The sequence below is a fragment of the Denitromonas ohlonensis genome, from assembly GCF_007625205.1.
Taxonomy (GTDB): Bacteria; Pseudomonadota; Gammaproteobacteria; order Burkholderiales; family Rhodocyclaceae; genus Nitrogeniibacter; species Nitrogeniibacter ohlonensis.
The window spans coordinates 179,140-195,792 of the sequence record NZ_VMNI01000002.1 but is presented as its reverse complement, the minus strand read 5'-3'; the positions used below and the strand labels follow the sequence as shown (position 1 = coordinate 195,792).

Sequence of the window (16,653 nt, the reverse complement as noted above, 5' to 3'; positions counted from 1 at the left end):
ACCGCCAAGGTGCCCGGCGACCGGGACTTTCAACATGATCGAACAACTCGTTCTTCGCCTGCAGCGCGCCTTCTTCGCGCATCGCCTGGCCACCTTGCTGTCGCTGCTTGCTTTCACCGTGGTGATGGGCGGCTTTGCCGCACAGCTGAGCATGTCGGCCGGCTTCGACAAGCAACTGCCGCAGAACCATGAATACGTCAAAACCTTCAACCAGTATCGCGACGTGCTGTTTGGCGCGAACCGCATCATTGCGGTGGTGCACCCGAAAACCGGCGATGTCTGGAACGAAAAGGCGCTGACCCGGCTGTACGACGTGACCCAGGCGCTGTTCTTCATGCCCGGTGTCGATCGGCGCACCGTGACCTCGCTGTGGACGCCGAACACCCGTGCGGTGCAGATCACCGAAGAGGGCATGAAGGCCGAGGATGTCGTCGGCGGTGATGTCACCGTCAATGCGCTCACCCCCGAGGCGATCTCCGGCATCCGCGAGCGCACCGTGATCGGTGGTTTCATCGGTTCGCTGGTGGCCAATGATTCGACCAGCGCGATGGTGGTGGCCGAGCTGGCCGACCCCGACCCCAAAACCGGCGAGCGGCTCAACTATCTCGACTTCAGCCGTCGGCTGGAAACCGACCTGCGCGACAAATACGCCGACGCCGAGATCGAGATCCAGATCATCGGTTTCGCCAAACAGATGGGCGACATCTCCGAAGGCGCGACCTCGGTGATCGAATTTTTCGCGCTGGCCTTCGTCCTCACCGCGCTGGCCGTCTATTGGTATACGCGCTCGCTGGTGCTCACCTTCCTGCCGCTGGCCTGCTCGCTGGTGTCGGTGGTGTGGCAGTTCGGCACCATCACGCTGCTCGGCTTCGGCCTCGATCCGCTGGCCGTGCTGGTGCCCTTCCTGGTGTTCGCCATCGGCGTGTCGCACGGCATCCAGCAGGTGAACTACATCGCCAAGGAAGTCATCAACGGCGCCGATGGCTACACCGCGGCCGTGCGCAGCTTCACCGGCCTGCTGGTGCCGGGCACGCTGGCGCTGATCACCGCCTTTGTCGGGTTCGCCACGCTGGCGCTGGTACCGATCCCGATGATCCGCGAACTGGCCATCACTGCTTCGGTGGGCGTCGCCTACAAGATCATCACCAACCTGATCATGCTGCCGGTGCTGGCCAGCTACTTCCGTTTCGACGAAGGCTTTGTGCTGCGTGCCGGCAAGATGGAGAGCCTGCGCAACCGCTTGATGGTGCGCCTCGGCGTGCACATCGCCACCCCGCGCAACGCGGCCATCGGCACGCTGGTGGGCGTGCTGCTGTTTGGTGTGGCGGTGTGGCAGAGCCAGGGGCGACATGTGGGCCATGTGCTGCCCGGCGCGCCCGAGCTGCACGACGACTCGCGTTACAACAAGGATGTGGAGAGCGTGGTCAGCCGCTTCGCGCTCGGCCTCGATCTGCTCACCGTGGTGGTCGAGACGCCCAAGGATGGCTGCTTCATCTACGAGAACATGGCCTATGTGGATCGCCTGAGCTGGCATCTGGCCAATGTGCCGGGCGTGCTCTCGGCGCAGTCGTTGCCGGTCATGGCCAAGCTTGCCAACGCTGGCGTGAATGAAGGCAACCCCAAATGGGCGGCGCTGCCGCGCGAGGAACTGACCCTCGGCGAGGTGGTGCGGCAAGTGCCCGAAGGCATGCGCCTTTACAACGCCGACTGCACGGTGATGCCGATCAACCTGTATCTGGCTGACCACAAGGCGAGCACCATCAAGGGCGTGGTCGATGCGGTCAAACGCTATCGCGAGCAGCACACGTTGCCGTCGGTGACGGTTCGCCTGGCCAGCGGCAACGCCGGCGTGCAGGCCGCGACCAACGAGATCGTCGAGCACTCCGAGCTGCCGATGATGCTCTATGTCTACGCCACCATCCTGGTACTGGTGTTCCTGGTCTATCGCGACTGGCGCGCCATGGTCGCCTGCTGCGTGCCACTCACGGTGGCCACCTTCCTCGGCTACTGGTTCATGAAGTCGCTCGACATCGGCCTGACCGTCGCCACGCTGCCGGTGATGGTGCTGGCCGTGGGTATCGGCGTCGATTACGCCTTCTATATCTATAACCGCATCCAGATGCACCTGGCCCATGGCGAGGACATCGTCACCGCTTTTAAGCAGGCCCTGCGCGAAGTCGGCGTGGCGACGGTGTTCACCGCCATCACGCTGTCGGTGGGCGTGGCCACCTGGTCATTCTCGGCGCTCAAGTTTCAGGCCGACATGGGCATGCTGCTGACCTTCATGTTCATGATGAACATGATCATGGCCATCACCTTACTGCCCGCCATTGCGGTCACGCTCGATCTGCTCATTCCCCGTCGTCGTCCGGTGGCCGCGCCGCTGATGGCGCATTGAACAAGGTGTTTGCGATGCGATTCTTCACGCTCTTGATGGTGGCGCTGACGCTGGGTGGCACAGCCGCGCAAGCGGCGACCGAGCCGGTCACGCCGGCGATGTCGGCCCGGCTGGCGGCGCAGGTGCCGCTCACCGCCATGGCCCGCGCGGGCGACCGGTTGGTGGCGGTGGGCGACTACGGCACCGTGGTGCTCTCGCGCGACAACGGTCAGCACTGGAAACAGGCGCACTCGGTGCCGGTGTCCAGCCTGCTCACCGGCGTCAGTTTCATCAATGCCACGCATGGCTGGGCGGTCGGTCACGGCGGGGTGATTCTCAGCACCATCGACGGTGGCGAAAACTGGCGCCTCGCGTATCGCGTGGGCGGCGATCCGGTGCTGCTGTCGGTGCGATTCCTGAACGCGGCGACCGGCTTTGTCGTCGGCGGCTACGGCACGGCGCTGGTCACCCATGACGGCGGCGCCACCTGGACCCGCCTGAGCGTGGGCGAGGGCGATACCGCCGACATGCATTTGAACAAGCTGTTTGTCGGCCGGCATGGCGACTTGTTCATCGCCGCCGAGATGGGCGCGGCCTTCCGCTCCACCGATGGTGGTGCGCACTGGACCTTGCTCGACACCGGCGCCAGCGGATCGCTGTGGGGCGGCCTGCAGCGCCGCGATGGCAGCCTGATGCTCTACGGCATGAGCGGTCGGGTGCTGCTCAGTCGTGACGATGGCGCGAACTGGACCAGCGTGCCGGGCGAGTTGAGCCAGGCGCTGGCCGATGCGATTGAAACCCCCGATGGCGAGTTGGTGCTGGTGGGCAGCGGCGGGGTGATGGCCCATCTGTCGCCAGGGAGCACTCGCCTGGCGGTGAGTGTTCGCGACGACCGGCAGAACCTCGCCGCGATCGCCGTGGCCGCCGATGGCACGGTGTTCGTCGCCGGTCAGTCCGGCGTGCTTCCGCCCCTTGTGAACAAGCCCTGAGGTGCGCCCATGCTGAAACGATTCATTCAACTGCTCAAAGGCGATCTCGAAGCCGAAGGCTCGGAGCACGGTCCCTTCGAGCGCCGCATCATCGCCGTCGCCGCGCTGCTGATCGAGGCCATGCATGTTGATCAGAACGCCAGCCCCATGGAGGCCGAAGCCATCGCGCGCTTGCTGCGCAGGCACTTCGGCTTGCGCGAGGCGCGGGTGGCCGAGCTGATTGCCGTGGCCGAACAGCGTTACGCCGAAGTGCTCGACGACTGGGAGTTTGTGCAGGCGGTGCGGCGTGGCTTCACCCCAGGTGAGCAGCGCGAGATTCTCACCATGCTGTGGGAGGTGGCCTATGCCGACGGCCGCCTGCTCAAGCTGGAAGACCGTCTGATCGAACGCCTGGCCAAGCAACTCCGCTTGCCGGCGGACGTCGCCGAGACGGCCCGGATCGAAGCCGTGTCTCGCGCCGGCTTGATGCCGCTGCGCGAGGGCGGGCAGTAAATGGTTTTCCAAAACAACACGCAAGGAGACAGCACGATGCAGCTTTACCCCGACTTTCCCATGGGCGACGGAACACGCGCCTTTCTGGCCCGCGCCGGTCGCATGCTGATTGGTGCCAACTGGGTCGATGCCCTGAGCGGTGAGACCTTGTCGGTGACCGATCCGGCCAGCGGCGAGGCCTTTTGCCGCGTGCCGGCCGCTGATGCCGCCGATGTGGACCGTGCGGTCGCCGCGGCCCGCCATGCGTTTGAACAGGGCGAGTGGTCGAAGATGCGCCCGGTCGACCGTGAGCGCCTGCTGCTCAAGCTGGCCGATCTGCTGGAGGTCAACGCCCAGGAGCTGGCGGAAATCGAAGCGCTGGACAACGGCAAGCCGGTGACCATGGCACGCCATGTCGACGTCGCGCTGGCGATCGACTTCCTGCGCTACATGGCCGGCTGGGCCACCAAGATTGAAGGCAGCACCATGGACGTGTCGGTGCCGCTGGTGCGCGACCGCGAATTCTTCGGCTTTACCCGGCGCGAAGCGGTCGGCGTGGTCGGCGCGATCATTCCGTGGAACTTCCCGCTGCTGATGGCGGCCTGGAAGGTCGGCCCCGCGCTGGCCACGGGCTGCACCATGGTGCTCAAACCGGCGGAAGAAACACCGCTGTCGGCCCTGCGTTTTGCCGAGCTGGCGCTCGAAGCCGGTTACCCGCCGGGTGTGCTGAACGTGGTCACCGGTCTCGGCCACACCGCCGGCGCGGCGCTGGCCTCGCACCCCGGTATCGAGAAGGTGGCTTTCACCGGTTCGACCGAAGTCGGCAAGCTGGTGGGGCAGGCCGCGATCAAGAACATGACGCGCTTCTCGCTGGAGTTGGGCGGCAAGAGCCCGGTGATCGTGCTCGACGATGCCGACCCGGCAATTGCGGCGGCCGGCGCCGCGCAGGCGATCTTCTTCAACCAGGGCCAGGTGTGCACCGCCGGTTCGCGCCTGTTCATTCACAAAAGCCGCTTTGAGCAGGTGGTCGAGGGGCTGAGCGAGATTGCCGCGGCCATGCAAATGGGGCCGGGCATCGACCCGGCCACGCAGATCGGTCCGCTGGTGTCGGCCGTGCAGCAGCAGCGCGTGATGGGCTATATCAACAGCGGTTTTGAAGAGGGCGCCCGTGCGGCCGTTGGCGGCGAGCGCGATGCGCGCCAGGGCTATTTCGTGAAACCGACCGTGCTGGTCGATGTGCGCGACGACATGAAAGTGGTGCGCGAGGAGATCTTCGGACCGGTGGTGGTGGCCTTGCCCTATGACGATCTCGATGAGGTCGCCCGCCGGGCCAACGACACGCCTTACGGGCTGGCCGCCTCGATCTGGTCGAACGACCTCGGCCGGGTGCATCGCCTGATCCCCAAGATCAAGGCCGGCACGGTGTGGGTCAACTGCCACAACATGCTCGACAGCGCCATGCCCTTCGGTGGCTACAAGCAGTCCGGCATCGGGCGGGAGATGGGGCGCGCGGTGCTTGATCTGTACACCGAGAGCAAGTCCGTGGTGATGATGCTCTGAGCGCACGCCCCGCGATCCGCCGCTACAGTAGAAGCTTTGCGGCGGATCGCGCTTTATTCACGGAGAACACATGACACACGCCAGCTATGTTCACGGGGCCGCTGCCCAGCCCCTGATCGGCGAGACCATCGGGCGATATTTTGACGCGGCCTGCGCGCGCTACGCCGCGCATGACGCACTGGTGGTGCGCCATCAGAACGTGCGCTTGAGCTATACCGAACTCAAACTCAAGGTCGATGCCCTGGCCTGTTCGCTGATCCGGCTCGGCCTCAAACCCGGTGAGCGCATCGGCATCTGGTCGCAGAACAATCTGGAATGGACGCTGACCCAGTTCGCCACCGCCAAGGCGGGTCTGGTGTTGGTCAACATCAACCCGGCCTACCGCCGCGCCGAGCTGGAGTACGCGCTCAACAAGGTCGGCTGCCGCGCGCTGATTCTCTCGCCCGCGTTTAAGAGCAGCGACTATCTCGAGATGCTCACCGATCTGGCGCCCGAGTTGGCGACCTGCACGCCCGGCGCGCTGCGCAGCGAGCGCTTGCCGGCGCTGGAGACGGTGATTCGTATGGGCGAGGTGCAAAGCCACGGCATGTTGAATTTCGACACGCTGCTGAGTGCGCCCAGTCTGCCCGAATTGCAGGCGCTGGAAGCCCTGGGCGAGACCCTGCAATTCGACGATCCGATCAACATCCAGTTCACCTCCGGTACCACCGGCAACCCCAAGGGCGCCACGCTCTCGCACCACAATATTCTGAACAACGGATTCTTCGTGGCCGAAGCGATCGGCCTGAGTGAGGCCGACCGGCTGTGCATTCCGGTGCCGCTCTATCACTGCTTCGGCATGGTGATGGGCAACCTCGGCTGCCTCACGCATGGCGCGACCATGGTGTATCCGTCCGAAGCCTTCGAGCCGCTGGCCGCGCTCGAAACCCTGGCCGAAGAGCACTGCACCGCCATGTACGGCGTGCCGACCATGTTCATCGCCGTGCTCGATCACCCGCGTTTCGGTGAGTTCGATGTGTCGACGCTGCGCACCGGCATCATGGCCGGTAGCCCGTGCCCGACCGAGGTGATGAAGCGCGTGGTCGACAAGATGAATATGGGCGAGGTGACCATCGCCTACGGCATGACCGAGACCTCGCCGGTGAGCTTTCAGAGTGGCCGGGATGATCCGCTCGATCGGCGCGTGTCGACCGTGGGGCGGGTTCAGCCGCATTGCGAAGTGAAGATCGTCGACACCGACGGGCGCATCGTGCCGCGCGGCACCCCCGGCGAGTTGTGCACCCGTGGCTACTCGGTGATGCTCGGCTACTGGGGCGACGAGGCCAAGACCCGCGAGGCCATCGACGCGGCCGGCTGGATGCACACCGGTGACATCGCCACCATCGATGATGAGGGCTACTGCAATATCGTCGGGCGGATCAAGGACATGGTGATTCGCGGCGGCGAGAACATCTACCCGCGCGAGATCGAGGAATTCCTCTATCGCCACCCCAAGATCGTCGACGTGCAGGTGGTCGGCGTGCCCGACCAGAAATACGGCGAAGCCCTGTGCGCCTGGATCATCCTGCGCGAAGGCGAGTCGATGACCGAAGACGAGGTGCGCCGCTTCTGCCAGGGGCAGATCGCGCACTACAAGATCCCGGCCTACATCCGCTTTACCGACAGCTTCCCGATGACGGTGACCGGCAAGATTCAGAAGTTCCAGATCCGCGAACGCATGAAGCAGGAGCTGGGGCTGAACGACGCTGCGACCGCTTGAAGAAAAAGGCCTGCTCACCAATGAAGTGAGCAGGCCCTGAGGATCCTCCCTCGCTGGCGCCCTCGGGCGCCTGTTCGCACCCGGACTGGCTTGAGAAAGCGCAGTCCGGTTTTTTTATGCGCTAGCTGCGGCGCAAATCGAGGGTGAAGGGGAACTCCGGATTGGTGTTCACCGGCGCCGGGGTGATCTTGCCGGGGGTGTGACCAAAGGCGAAGAAGCGCGCCAGCCGGCGGCTTTCGGCCTCAAACGCGTTGACCGGGAAGGTGTCGAAGCTGCGACCGCCCGGGTGCGCCACATGGTACTGGCAGCCACCGAGCGAGCGTTGCGTCCAGGTGTCGACCAGGTCGAACACCAGCGGCGCATGCACCGGAATCAGCGGGTGCAGGCACCATGGCGGCTGCCACGCACGGTAGCGAACGCCAGCCACGTATTCGCCGACGGTGCCGGTGTTTTGCAGCGGCACGGTTTCGCCGTTGCAGGTGAGGCGGTAGCGATCCGGCGCCATGCCGGTGAGCTTGACCTGCAGGCGTTCGACCGAGGAGTCCACATAGCGCACCGCGCCGCCGGCCGCGCCTTCTTCACCCATCACGTGCCAGGGTTCGAGGGCGTGGCGCACTTCGAGGGTCATGCCGCGCACGGTGACATCGCCGTGACGCGGGAAGCGGAACTCGAGGTGCGGGGCGAACCACTCGAATTCGAGCGGGAAGCCGGCATCGCGGGTCTCTTCGATCACGTCCTTCAAGTCTTGCGCGATGAAGTGCGGGAGCATGAAGCGGTCGTGCAGCTCGGTGCCCCAGCGGGCGAGGCGATCCGGCTGGTAAGGCGTTTTCCAGAAACGGGCGACCAGGGCGCGCAGCAGCAATTGCTGGGCGAGACTCATCTGCGCGTGCGGCGGCATTTCGAAAGCGCGCAACTCGAGCAGGCCGAGGCGGCCGGTGGCGCCGTCGGGTGAGTAGAGCTTGTCGATGCAGAACTCGGCCCGGTGGGTGTTGCCGGTGACGTCGATCAGCAGGTTGCGCAGCAGTCGGTCCACCTGCCAGGGCAGGGATTCCTTGCCGGCGTCAGGCATCTGCTTGAAGGCCAGTTCGAGTTCGTAGAGGCTGTCGTTGCGCGCCTCATCCACCCGCGGCGCCTGGCTGCTCGGGCCGATGAACAGGCCGGAGAACAGATAGGACAGGCTCGGGTGGTTGTGCCAATAGGCGATCAGACTGGCGAGCAGGTCGGGGCGGCGCAGGAAGGGCGAGTCGGCCGGTGTGGCGCCGCCGAGCACAAAGTGATTGCCTCCGCCGGTGCCGGTGTGGCGGCCGTCGACCATGAACTTTTCGGTGCTGAGGCGGCTGATGCGGGCGGCTTCATAGAGGTGCACGCTGCGATCGACCAGCTCGTCCCAGGATTTGGCCGGGTGCACGTTGACTTCGATGACGCCGGGGTCGGGGGTGACGCGGAACACCGTGACGCGCGGATCTTTCGGCGGCTCGTAGCCCTCGAGAATGACCGGCAGCGACATGGCGTCGGCGGCGTCTTCAATGGCAACCAGCAGTTCGACGTAGTCCTCAAGGCTGCGGGTCGGCGGCATGAAGATATACAGTCGGCCGTCGCGCGGCTCGGCGCACATGGCCAGACGGCTGATTTCGTCGGCCGATTCGCCGTGCGCGGGTGCGACCCTGGTCTGCGTCTGCGCGGCCGGTGCACTGGCAGCGGCGGAGGCGGCCTGGCGTCGGCGACTCAGTTGCGCGGCGATGTGCGCGCGCGCCGGCAGTGGCGCGACGGGCTGCATCGGGTCGGGCGGCAGGACGTGCGGGTAATCGCTTTCCTTGATCCAGGGCTGCGAGTCGATCGGCAGGCGATAGCCGATGGGCGAGTCGCCGGGCACCAGGTGGCAGCGGCCGGTGCGCATGTACCAGTCGCTGCTCTTCCAGTGTTCGGTCGCGTCCTTGTCGATCGGCAGCACATGGCCGACGGCGGCGTCGAGGCCTTTGTCGAAGACCTTGCGGAGGCGCTCTCGCTCCAATGGATCTTTGAGGCGTGCATCGAAGGGGTCGACGTTGACTGGCAGCGTGCGCTCGCGCCACAGGTAATAGTAGACATCCTCAAAGACCGGGAAGACATGCTTTGGCGCGAGCCCCAGGTTTTCAGCGACCTTGCGCAGGAATTGCTCGGTCGTTTTGGTGGTGACGCCGTAGTCTTTCTTTTCATCGGCGAGCAGGGCCGGGTTGTGCCACAAGGGCTCGCCGTCTTCGCGCCAGTAGCAGTTCAGGCTCCAGCGTGGCAGTTGCTCGCCGGGGTACCACTTGCCCTGGCCAAAGTGGGTCAGGCCCTTGGGGGCGTATTTTTCACGCATGTGCTGGAACACTTCGGCCGCCAGCAGGCGCTTGGTGGGCCCGAGCGCGGCGGTGTTCCATTCGTCGCCATCGGGGTCGTCGATGGATACAAAGGTGGGCTCGCCACCCATGGTCAGGCGGACATCCTGCGCGACCAGGGCTTCGTCGATGCGGTGGCCGAGCGATTCGATGGCTGACCACTGTTCGTCGGTGTAGGGCTTGGTGACGCGCGGCGCTTCGTGTACCCGGGTGACTTCCATCGAGTGGGAGAATTCAACCTCGCTCTTGGTGACGGCGCCGGTGATGGGCGCAGCTGAGGAGGGCTCGGGCGTGCAGGACAGGGGAATGTGCCCCTCGCCGGCGAACAGGCCCGAGGTCGGGTCGAGGCCGATCCAGCCCGCGCCGGGGAGGTAAACCTCGCACCATGCGTGCAGGTCGGTGAAGTCGACTTCGGTGCCTTGCGGGCCGTCCAGGCTTTTGACGTCGGGCGTGAGCTGAATCAGATAGCCTGAGACAAAACGGGCGGCCAGACCGAGGTGGCGCAACACCTGCACCAGCAACCAGGCCGAGTCGCGGCAGGAGCCGAGTCGCTTCTCGAGGGTTTCTTCCGGCGTCTGGACGCCAGGCTCCATGCGAATCGTGTAGTCGATGTCGTTCTGGATGCGCGTGTTGATGGCGACGAGAAAGTCGACACTGCGCAGGGGGGTGAGATCGACGTCGGCGACGTACTGGGCGAACAAGGGCGCGTTGTCTTTGTTCAGGTCCAGGCAGTACAGATAGGGCGCGAGCTCATGGCGTTGCCACGGCTCGTACTTGAACGGGATCTCCTCCGCGTGGGGCTCAAGGAAGAAGTCGAAGGGGTTGATGACCGACATTTCGGCGACCAGATCGACCTCAACGCGAAAGCTCGTGGTCGGCTCGGGGAAGACCAGCCGGGCCAGCCAGTTGGCTTGCGGGTCTTGCTGCCAGTTGATGAAGTAGTTGTCGGGCGTGACTTTCAGGCTATAGGCGTGAATCGGCGTACGCGAGTGAGCGCAGGGGCGCAGGCGAATGACTTGCGGACCGAGCTCGACCGGGCGGTCATAGTGGTACTCGGTCACATGGTTCAGGGCAACGTGAATCGACACAGGCAAACTCCTGTAGACGGAAAATCGAGAATCGCCACGGCAGGCAGTGCAGGTGCGCGGGAATCACCTGAGTGCTTTGCAAACCAGCATAACAAGGATTTCTGCATGTCGGTATGTGGTCGCGCGGACGTGCTGTACCGGGGTGGAAACGGATGCCAGGGCGCGGGGTCGGCTGCGGGGTGCGATGGATGCATGCGTGACACGCGCTTTGTTCGAGTGGCTACGGTGCAGTGTGTGCACACTTCGTGCCAAGCGTATTCCGGGTTAAACACGGCGGACGGCGCAGATTCCGCCCGCTGGCGTGGCGTGAGATGTTAGTGGCGCACCGTTGTGGTGCATTTTGAGGTCAGGCAGACGCGGTAGCGACTAGGCCTGAACCATGTCGCGCGTGGCGTCGGCCCAACAGTTGGGGGTTTCGTATAGGCGCACGCGCTCGAGGCGGAGGTGGTTGCCGAAGCTGTCCTTGTACTGCGCGTCAAGAATACGGAAGGCAATGACGACGAGGTTCTCGGCGGTCGGAACGGCGTCCAGCAATACGGTCTTGTGATCGGGCAGACTGGCGAGGAAGTCGACGATGGGCGCGTCGCCACGGTAGGCCAGGAAAGCATGGTCCCACTGATCGACCAGATGCGTTTTTGCGATGCGTTTGATGTCGCCGAAGTCCATCACCATGCCGTTGGCGGGGTTGCCATCGGCCTGGATGATGTCGCCGGTGAGGGTGATCTCGATGACGTAACGATGCCCGTGCAGGTGTTTGCACTGGCTGGCGTGGTCAGGAATTCGGTGGCCGGCGTCGAACTCAAGTCGGCGAGTGATGCGCATGCGTTTCCCCTTGGTCAGGGGCGCAATTCTATATCATTGAGGCTCCCCATCGCGCTTTTCAGCAGGCAAGGACCACCGTCATGACGCTTTTGAACGTCTCAGATCACAGCCGCGATTTTGCGGGTATGACCTATGTCTATCCGGTGTTGTCACGTCGCGCGGGCGGCGTGTCGGTTGGCATCAACCTGAATCCGAACAACGCGTGCAATTGGCATTGTGTGTATTGCCAGGTGCCAAACCTCGTGCGCGGGGCCGCGCCGGTGATCGACCGTGCGCAGTTGCGCCAGGAGTTGTCGGGTTTTCTGACCGCTTTGGTCGAAGGTGACTACATGCAGCAGCATGTGCCGGAGGGCTTGCGAACGATCAAGGACATCGCATTTTCGGGCAACGGCGAGCCCACCAGCGCGGGCGACTTCGCCGACATCGTCAGTGACGTGCTGGCGATACGCGATGCGGCAGGATTGACGGCGGTGCCCGTGCGGCTCATCACCAACGGCTCTTTGGTCAGGCGACGCGCGGTGCAGGACGGGTTGCGCCGGTTGGCGGCGGGCGGTGGTGAGGTGTGGTTCAAGGTCGACGGCGGGCGTCGTGAGGATATTGCGCGTATCAACGGCGTGGATCTGGACCCGGCGTCGGTCTCGCGTGCGCTGGCAAAGTCTGCCGAATTGTGTCCGACCTGGGTGCAGACCTGCATGTTTGCCTGGGATGGCGAGGTGCCCAGTGAGGCGGCGCTGGCAGGCTATCTGAATACGCTTGAGGTGGCCGGGCTGGATGCGCTCGAAGGTGTTCTTCTCTATGGCGTGGTGCGCGCGTCGATGCAGCCGGAGGCCGTGCGGGTGAGCGCGCTGGATGAAGCGGGCCTGATGCTGATTGCCGAGCGCATCAAAGAAAAAGGGCTGACGGTTCGCGTCAGCCCTTGATGTCCGGCGTAAGGCCGGTCACGCCTTCTTTGGTTTGCGTGCCGCGCGGGCTTCTTTCTTGAGCGTCTTGTACAGCTCGGGGTTGGATTTTTTCAGGTAGTCGGCCATTTCCATGTCGTCACGTCGCACCTTCTCGATGTCGACCTGTTCGATGTGGACCAGACGCAGCAGCGCTTGAACCGGGCGGGGGATGTTACGGCCGCTTTCATAGCGCGAGCCACCGCTCTGGGTGACGCCAATGCGCGACCAGAACTGGGACTGGTTGAGACCGAGCTTGCGACGTACTTCGCGGACGTCAATCTTGTCGTTGGCTTTCATGATCTTTGCTCTCCATCAATATTGCGTATTTTGTAGGGGTATGACCAAGTTCTTGAACAAGAGTTCACGTTACTACTTTGGTCATACGATGGTTGGAGTATAGAAAACTCTCTGGAAACCACACAAGCATTATTTTCGACTTTGTGCGTAGTTCTTTTGAATATCTATCGAGGGTTTGTGTGGTCGTGGGTATGGGTTGCCCTTGAGATTGTTGCTACCCGGAACGGGCGAAACCGGCGTGGTTGCTGGCTGTCAGGTTTTTTTGGGAGGCCTGGCGATGCGGATTGGGCGTGCCGGGGGGGGCGTGAATTTCGGATGGCATTCTGATTTTGCCGTTCGTCGGCGAAATCGGCGGCGTGGAATAAATCACACGCATGCGCGTCGGTGATGCCCGATGCATCGTGGATCGGTGCGTGATTTCGTGCCTATCCCATTAGGTGAGATGCCTTGTCATTGATCAAAAAATGAAAAGATCGCTCGCCATAAAATATCGACCGAACGGTCGATTCAGCAATGTTTTTCTATAAGACTGGAAGCAGAGCGTTTCAATCGGTAACATCGTGGCGTTTTGCTCTGGGGTTGCGATGTCCCATGACGGGATGGCGTGGCTCTGTTGCTCACTCTCTATTGATAGGCACGTTTTCATGCATTTCAGGCTACAGAAAGGCTTGGATCTACCCATCAGCGGGGTGCCGGAGCAGCGCATCCATGATGCGGCACCGGTACAGCATGTCGCGGTCGTTGGTGTTGACTACAACGACCTGAAAGCGACCATGCGGGTTGCCGAGGGAGATCGCGTCAAGCGCGGTCAAGCGTTGTTCGAGCACAAGAAACTACCCGGCGTCTGTTACACCGCCCCGGGGGCGGGCGAAATCGTCGCCATTCATCGAGGCGCACGCCGCGCCTTGTTGTCGATCGTGATCCGGGTGGATGAGGTCGAGGAAGCCGTTACATTCGATACTCATGACGCAGCAAGTCTCGCGACGCTGGATACGGACCGCGCGGTGGAACAACTCTGCGCGTCAGGTCTGTGGACCAGCTTGCGAACCCGCCCGTTCAGTAAGGTGCCCGATCCTCAGACGCGACCCAGCGCCATCCTTGTCACGGCGATGGACACCCATCCGCTGGCGGCGGATGTGTCCCTGCTGATTGCTCAGCACCCGGATGATTTCCAGAACGGCTTGAAAGTGCTCTCTCGTCTGACCGAGGGCAAGGTCTGGGTATGCGCTGCGCCGGGTGCGAAGATTGCACTGCCCGATGGCGCTGCGCAGATTGCGCGCGCCGATTTTGAAGGCCCGCATCCGGCCGGTTTGCCGGGGACGCATATTCACTTCCTGTCGCCGGTGAGCGAAAGCCGCACAGCATGGTACGTCGGTGCGCAGGACGTGATCGCGATCGGCAAGCTGTTTACGACCGGTCAGCTTGATGTGAGCCGGGTGGTGTCGCTGGCAGGGCCCGTGGTCAAGCAGCCGCGTCTGGTGCGCACCCGTGTTGGTGCCAGTTTGGTCGAACTGACCGAAGGGCAGTTGAACGCGGGAAAGAACCGTCTGATCTCCGGCTCGGTGTTCGGCGGGCGTACCGGGCGCGAAGCGCTGGCCTATCTCGGGCCATACCACCAGCAGGTGTCTTGCCTGAAAGAAGGCAATGACCGCGAGTTCATGCACTTCATGCGTGCGGGCGTGAACAAGCACTCGGTACTCAATATCTTCATCTCCAGGCTGCTGGGCGAAAAACGCCTGGATATGACCACCACCACCAACGGGAGCCCGCGGGCCATGGTGCCGGTGGGCAACTACGAGCTGGTCATGCCGCTGGACATCCTGCCAACGCAGCTGCTGCGTTATCTGGTGGTCGGCGATACCGAAATGGCGCAGAAGCTCGGTGCGCTGGAACTGGACGAAGACGATCTGGCGCTGTGCACGTATGTCTGTGCCGGTAAATATGAATACGGTCCTATCCTGAGGGATATCCTGGCCCGCATCGAGAAGGAAGGCTGATTATGGGGCTTCGTCAATACCTCGATTCGATCGAGCATCATTTCGAAAAGGGTGGCAGGTACGAGAAGTGGTACGCATTGTTTGAAGCGGCCGATACCTTCTTCTACCGCCCCGGCAGCGTGACCCGAACGACATCACATGTCCGCGATGGCCTAGACCTCAAGCGGATGATGATCACGGTCTGGTTGTGTACCTTTCCGGCCATGTTCTTCGGCATGTGGAACGTCGGCTATCAAGCCAACACGGCACTGGCTGCAAATGCTGAGCTGATGGCCCTCCAGGAGGGCTGGCGCATCGGGCTGATTCAGTCGATGGCGGGTTTCGATCCCGGCAGCGTCTGGGACAACTTCATTCACGGTGCGGCCTACTTTCTGCCCATTTATCTGGTGACCTTCGTGGTCGGTGGATTCTGGGAGGTGTTGTTCGCCACGATTCGTCGCCACGAGGTGAACGAAGGCTTCTTTGTGACCGGCGTGCTGTTCGCGCTGACGCTGCCGCCGTCAATTCCCTTGTGGCAGGTGGCGCTGGGTATCAGCTTCGGCGTGGTGATCGGCAAGGAAGTGTTTGGTGGCACGGGCAAGAACTTCCTCAACCCGGCGCTGGCGGGGCGGGCGTTCTTGTTCTTTGCCTACCCGGCGCAATTGTCCGGCGATGCGGTGTGGACCTCGGTTGACGGCTATACCAGCGCAACGGCGCTGGCCAATGGTGCGGCCGGCGGTGTGGATGCGATCGTGATGGCCGGTCTGACCTGGACCGACGCCTTCCTGGGCCTCATGCAAGGCTCGATCGGTGAAACCAGCACGCTGGCCATTTTGATCGGCGGCATCGCGTTGCTGATCATGCGGATCGCCGCCTGGCGAATCGTGGCGGGCGTCATGCTGGGCATGATCGTGATCAGCCTGCTGTTCAACGCTATCGGTTCCGATACCAACCCGATGCTCGCGATGCCGTGGTACTGGCATCTGGTGCTTGGCGGTTTTGCCTTTGGCATGATGTTCATGGCCACCGACCCGGTGTCGGCATCCATGACCAATACCGGCAAGTGGATCTTCGGCGCCATCATTGGTGGCATGGCGGTGATGATCCGCGTGGTCAACCCGGCCTTCCCCGAGGGCATGATGCTGGCCATCCTGTTCGGCAACCTGTGTGCGCCGCTGATCGACCATTTTGTGGTGCAGGCAAACATCAAGCGGAGGCTGGCCCGTAATGTCTAATAAGGAAACGACCTCCCGCACGCTGATGGTCGCGTTGGCGGTCAGTCTGGTGAGCTCAATCTTCGTGGCCGGCGCAGCGGTATCGCTCAAGCCGATCCAGGTTGAGAATCGCCAACTCGACAAGCAGCGCAGCATTCTGGCCATTGCCGGCCTGGGTGAGGCCAAGCTCAGTGGCGCCGAGGTGAAAAAGCTGTTCGGTGAGCGGATTTCCGCCAAAGTGGTGGATCTGAACTCCGGCGACTATGTCGATCAATTCGACCCCACGACCTTCGATCCGCTCAAGGCGGCGCGCGATCCGAAGCTGTCCGCCGAACTGGCGGGCAACGAAGATATTGCCCTGATCAAACGGCGCGAGCGGTACACGACCGTTTATACCGTCGAGCAGGACGGCAGGCTCGAATCACTGATCCTGCCGATTCGCGGCTATGGCTTGTGGTCGACGCTGCACGGCTTCATCGCCGTCAAGGCCGACCTGAACACCGTCGTTGGCCTCGGTTTTTATCAGCATGCCGAAACACCGGGCCTCGGTGGCGAAGTCGACAACCCGAAGTGGAAGGGCATCTGGCCGGGCAAGCAGCTCTTTGACGACGCCGGCAAGCCGGTCATTCGCATCGTCAAGGGCGGCGTCGATCCTGCCAGTGCATCGGCCGTGCATCAGGTTGATGCGCTGGCCGGTGCCACGCTGACCAGCAATGGTGTCGATCGTTTGCTGCAATTCTGGCTGGGTGAGCAGGGCTTTGGCCCGTATCTGGCAAAACTGCGCGCAGAGGGGGTCTGA

Annotated in this window: 12 protein-coding genes; 9 read left to right on the top strand and 3 right to left on the bottom strand. The window is 63.1% G+C overall.

Going from position 1 to position 16,653, the window contains the following annotated elements; genetic code table 11:
• Positions 1 to 34: 34 nt before the first annotated feature.
• From FHP89_RS01625 to FHP89_RS01605, 5 genes are all read left to right on the top strand, one after another.
• Positions 35 to 2,398 (top strand): efflux RND transporter permease subunit, encoded by a 2,364-nt coding sequence (locus FHP89_RS01625; RefSeq protein WP_144176846.1) that lies wholly within the window; start codon positions 35 to 37, stop codon positions 2,396 to 2,398.
• Positions 2,399 to 2,412: 14 nt separating this feature from the next.
• Positions 2,413 to 3,366 (top strand): WD40/YVTN/BNR-like repeat-containing protein, encoded by a 954-nt coding sequence (locus tag FHP89_RS01620; RefSeq protein WP_144176844.1) that lies wholly within the window; start codon positions 2,413 to 2,415, stop codon positions 3,364 to 3,366.
• A gap of 9 nt (positions 3,367 to 3,375) precedes the next feature.
• Positions 3,376 to 3,858, top strand: a complete 483-nt coding sequence (locus FHP89_RS01615; RefSeq protein WP_144176842.1) for a tellurite resistance TerB family protein — start codon at positions 3,376 to 3,378, stop codon at positions 3,856 to 3,858.
• 36 nt (positions 3,859 to 3,894) lie between these two features.
• Complete coding sequence (locus FHP89_RS01610) at positions 3,895 to 5,397, top strand: aldehyde dehydrogenase family protein (RefSeq protein WP_144176840.1); 1,503 nt, start codon at positions 3,895 to 3,897, stop codon at positions 5,395 to 5,397.
• A gap of 70 nt (positions 5,398 to 5,467) precedes the next feature.
• Complete coding sequence (locus FHP89_RS01605; RefSeq protein ID WP_144176838.1) at positions 5,468 to 7,156, top strand: AMP-binding protein; 1,689 nt, start codon at positions 5,468 to 5,470, stop codon at positions 7,154 to 7,156.
• 121 nt (positions 7,157 to 7,277) lie between these two features.
• Here the strand turns inward: FHP89_RS01605 and FHP89_RS01600 are convergent, their stop codons facing one another.
• Together FHP89_RS01600 and queD are read right to left on the bottom strand one after the other, a co-directional pair.
• Positions 7,278 to 10,604, bottom strand: coding sequence for a transglutaminase family protein (locus tag FHP89_RS01600; protein WP_144176831.1), 3,327 nt, complete (start codon positions 10,602 to 10,604; stop codon positions 7,278 to 7,280).
• 366 nt (positions 10,605 to 10,970) lie between these two features.
• Positions 10,971 to 11,426: a 6-carboxytetrahydropterin synthase QueD gene (gene queD, locus FHP89_RS01595; protein ID WP_144176822.1), complete on the bottom strand. Its 456-nt coding sequence runs from the start codon at positions 11,424 to 11,426 to the stop codon at positions 10,971 to 10,973.
• 80 nt (positions 11,427 to 11,506) lie between these two features.
• On the opposite strand from queD, the gene FHP89_RS01590 reads away from it, so the two are divergent.
• Positions 11,507 to 12,346: a radical SAM protein gene (locus FHP89_RS01590; RefSeq protein WP_144176814.1), complete on the top strand. Its 840-nt coding sequence runs from the start codon at positions 11,507 to 11,509 to the stop codon at positions 12,344 to 12,346.
• Between the two features lie 18 nt (positions 12,347 to 12,364).
• Here the strand turns inward: FHP89_RS01590 and FHP89_RS01585 are convergent, their stop codons facing one another.
• Positions 12,365 to 12,664, bottom strand: a complete 300-nt coding sequence (locus FHP89_RS01585) for a helix-turn-helix domain-containing protein (RefSeq protein WP_144176805.1) — start codon at positions 12,662 to 12,664, stop codon at positions 12,365 to 12,367.
• A gap of 599 nt (positions 12,665 to 13,263) precedes the next feature.
• On the opposite strand from FHP89_RS01585, the gene FHP89_RS01580 reads away from it, so the two are divergent.
• Genes FHP89_RS01580 through FHP89_RS01570 form a run of 3 tightly spaced genes read left to right on the top strand, consistent with a single transcriptional unit; the run spans position 13,264 to position 16,653 of the window.
• Positions 13,264 to 14,661, top strand: coding sequence for a Na(+)-translocating NADH-quinone reductase subunit A (locus tag FHP89_RS01580; RefSeq protein ID WP_313792181.1), 1,398 nt, complete (start codon positions 13,264 to 13,266; stop codon positions 14,659 to 14,661).
• A gap of 2 nt (positions 14,662 to 14,663) precedes the next feature.
• Positions 14,664 to 15,875, top strand: a complete 1,212-nt coding sequence (locus FHP89_RS01575) for an NADH:ubiquinone reductase (Na(+)-transporting) subunit B (RefSeq protein WP_144176797.1) — start codon at positions 14,664 to 14,666, stop codon at positions 15,873 to 15,875.
• Positions 15,868 to 16,653, top strand: a complete 786-nt coding sequence (locus FHP89_RS01570) for a Na(+)-translocating NADH-quinone reductase subunit C (protein ID WP_144176795.1) — start codon at positions 15,868 to 15,870, stop codon at positions 16,651 to 16,653. Before FHP89_RS01575 ends, FHP89_RS01570 begins: the two co-directional genes overlap by 8 nt.

Coding starts and splice junctions, on each gene's coding strand:
- FHP89_RS01625 (WP_144176846.1), top strand. CDS start 35: ATGATCGAACAACTCGTTCTTCGCCTGCAGCGCGCCTTCTTCGCGCAT.
- FHP89_RS01620 (WP_144176844.1), top strand. CDS start 2,413: ATGCGATTCTTCACGCTCTTGATGGTGGCGCTGACGCTGGGTGGCACA.
- FHP89_RS01615 (WP_144176842.1), top strand. CDS start 3,376: ATGCTGAAACGATTCATTCAACTGCTCAAAGGCGATCTCGAAGCCGAA.
- FHP89_RS01610 (WP_144176840.1), top strand. CDS start 3,895: ATGCAGCTTTACCCCGACTTTCCCATGGGCGACGGAACACGCGCCTTT.
- FHP89_RS01605 (WP_144176838.1), top strand. CDS start 5,468: ATGACACACGCCAGCTATGTTCACGGGGCCGCTGCCCAGCCCCTGATC.
- queD (WP_144176822.1), bottom strand. CDS start 11,426: ATGCGCATCACTCGCCGACTTGAGTTCGACGCCGGCCACCGAATTCCT.
- FHP89_RS01590 (WP_144176814.1), top strand. CDS start 11,507: ATGACGCTTTTGAACGTCTCAGATCACAGCCGCGATTTTGCGGGTATG.
- FHP89_RS01585 (WP_144176805.1), bottom strand. CDS start 12,664: ATGAAAGCCAACGACAAGATTGACGTCCGCGAAGTACGTCGCAAGCTC.
- FHP89_RS01580 (WP_313792181.1), top strand. CDS start 13,264: ATGGCGTGGCTCTGTTGCTCACTCTCTATTGATAGGCACGTTTTCATG.
- FHP89_RS01575 (WP_144176797.1), top strand. CDS start 14,664: ATGGGGCTTCGTCAATACCTCGATTCGATCGAGCATCATTTCGAAAAG.
- FHP89_RS01570 (WP_144176795.1), top strand. CDS start 15,868: ATGTCTAATAAGGAAACGACCTCCCGCACGCTGATGGTCGCGTTGGCG.